This window comes from Microbacterium sp. Bi128 (assembly GCF_918698205.1).
On sequence record NZ_CAKKMM010000989.1, the window covers coordinates 1 to 1,911 of the forward strand.

At 67.2% G+C, this 1,911-nt stretch carries 4 protein-coding genes; 1 reads left to right on the top strand and 3 read right to left on the bottom strand.

Annotated elements, in window-relative coordinates:
* The 3 genes from LQV45_RS28895 to LQV45_RS28905 form a co-directional block, all read right to left on the bottom strand.
* On the bottom strand, positions 1-172 hold a 172-nt coding region (locus tag LQV45_RS28895), incomplete at its 3' end, for an aldo/keto reductase (RefSeq protein WP_230010456.1).
* Positions 173-268: 96 nt separating this feature from the next.
* Positions 269-478 (bottom strand): dodecin, encoded by a 210-nt coding sequence (locus LQV45_RS28900; RefSeq protein WP_223914666.1) that lies wholly within the window; start codon positions 476-478, stop codon positions 269-271.
* 52 nt (positions 479-530) lie between these two features.
* Positions 531-1,466, bottom strand: a complete 936-nt coding sequence (locus LQV45_RS28905) for an SGNH/GDSL hydrolase family protein (protein WP_223914665.1) — start codon at positions 1,464-1,466, stop codon at positions 531-533.
* Positions 1,467-1,626: 160 nt separating this feature from the next.
* Here LQV45_RS28905 and LQV45_RS28910 point away from each other — a divergent pair, with 160 nt between their 5' ends.
* Positions 1,627-1,884, top strand: a complete 258-nt coding sequence (locus tag LQV45_RS28910; RefSeq protein WP_018774886.1) for a metal-sensitive transcriptional regulator — start codon at positions 1,627-1,629, stop codon at positions 1,882-1,884.
* Positions 1,885-1,911 lie beyond the last annotated feature (27 nt).

Below are 1,911 nucleotides of genomic sequence, written 5' to 3' on the forward strand. Positions count from 1 at the left end.
GGCTGGACCCGCCATACACATTGGCCGTGTCGACGAGGTTGATGCCGGCGGCCTGCGCGGTGTCCAGGATGGCGAAGGCCTGCGTCTCCTCGGTCTGCGGGCCAAAGTTCATGGTGCCCAGGCAAAGGCGCGAGACTGTCAGGCCGGAGCGGCCCAGATGCGTATAGCGCATGAAGTTTTCCTCTCCGCCCTGGCCTCCTCTGCCCTGACGGGTTGCGGGTTTCTCCGGAGCGGGACGGTGCGTGCCGGCCCGCTCCGGAGTCTGGCGTCAACGCTCCAGGCGGAACCCGAGCTTGATGGTGACCTGCCAGTCGGCGACCTGCCCGTTTTCAAGGTGGCCGCGGATCTCCTTGACTTCGAACCAGTCAAGGTTCCGGAGGGTCTTGGCGGCCTCGGCGATGCCGTTCCGGACGGCCGCATCGACGCCCTCGTTCGAGGTTCCGACAATTTCAGAAATGCTGTAAGTGTGATTAGGCAACTTCGCTCCTCGTGATCGCCATCGATGCCCGGCTGTGGGCCGTTCCTGCAGACTAGCCGACCGAACCCGGCCGGACTAGGGGTTTGTGCCCGGAGTCCGGGACCCCGGGAGGCGGTCCGGGCAGCGGGCGTTTGGCCTGCCGGGGCGGGGTGTCTGCGCGCGGCCTGATCCGGCTCACCATCCAGGGCAGCATGTAGTGCGCCATCCATGCCAGGTCACCGGCCCGGGTCTCCCGCCAGTTGCCCGGCGGCATCGGCTTCGGTTCCAGCGGCCGCAGACGGTGTGGCACGCTGAGCGTGTCCAGGACCATGGCCGCAATGGTGTGGTGTCCCAGCGGCGAGAAGTGCAGGCGGTCCGGATCCCACATCCGCGGATCGCTCAGTTGCCGCAGGGCCCACAAATCGGCGATGACGACATCACGCCGGGCGGCGATGACACGGATGTTCTCGTTGAATACCGCGACCTTCCCCCGGATGTGTCCGAACACAGCGGTTTCGCCCCAGTCCGGCCCGGTGAACAGGACCACCGTGGCCCCGGTGGCAGAGAGGGCTGCCACGGCGTCGTCCAGGGCCGCGGCCATCCGGTCCGGATCGCCGCGATGAAACACGAGATCGTTCCCGCCGGCGGAGAGCGAGACGAGGTCAGGCTTCAGGTTCAGGGCCGGTCCGAGTTGCTGGTCGAGTATTTCGCGCAGGACCAGGCCGCTGATGGCAAGGTTTGCGTACCCGAACTCGCGGCGGCCCTCGCCGAGTTCCTCGGCGATGCGGTCCGCCCACCCCCGAATGCCCCCGGGGCTCAGCGGTTCCGGGTCGCCGACGCCTGCCGTGAACGAGTCGCCCAAAGCGACATACCGGCTCCAGGGCCGGGATCGCAGGTCACCGGCACGGCCGCGTGCGGAGCTCTGATCCCCTGGATGCCACGGCCCCGCGGCGGGGAGGTTGACGCCGGTACCGCCGGCGTCCGGCTCTAGGAACCTGGCGGCGTTCACATCACCAGCAATACGCCGATATTCCATGCCTCGCTAGGTACTTATGCCCCTAGCGGGGCGGCATGGGGCCGCGAGGCCACCCCCGGCCGTCCGCCACCCGGGAGGCGGAATACTCAGGGGGGTATAATGTGGAGCCTGACGCATCGAACCGGAGGAACCAATGGAACTCGATCCCACCGACATGAAGCCTGTCATTAACCGGCTTCGCCGCGCCCAGGGCCAGCTCGCGGCCGTCACCAGGATGATCGAGGAGGGCCGTGACTGCAAGAGTGTCGTGACCCAGCTGGCGGCCGTGTCGAGTGCCCTGGACAAGGCTGGATTCTCCATCATTGCCACGGGCCTGCAGCAGTGCATGCAGCAGGAAGACCCCAGCCTGGACCGCGCCGAACTCGAGAAGCTCTTCCTCTCGCTCGCCTGAGTTCATTATCCGGGCAAAGCGCGGGTC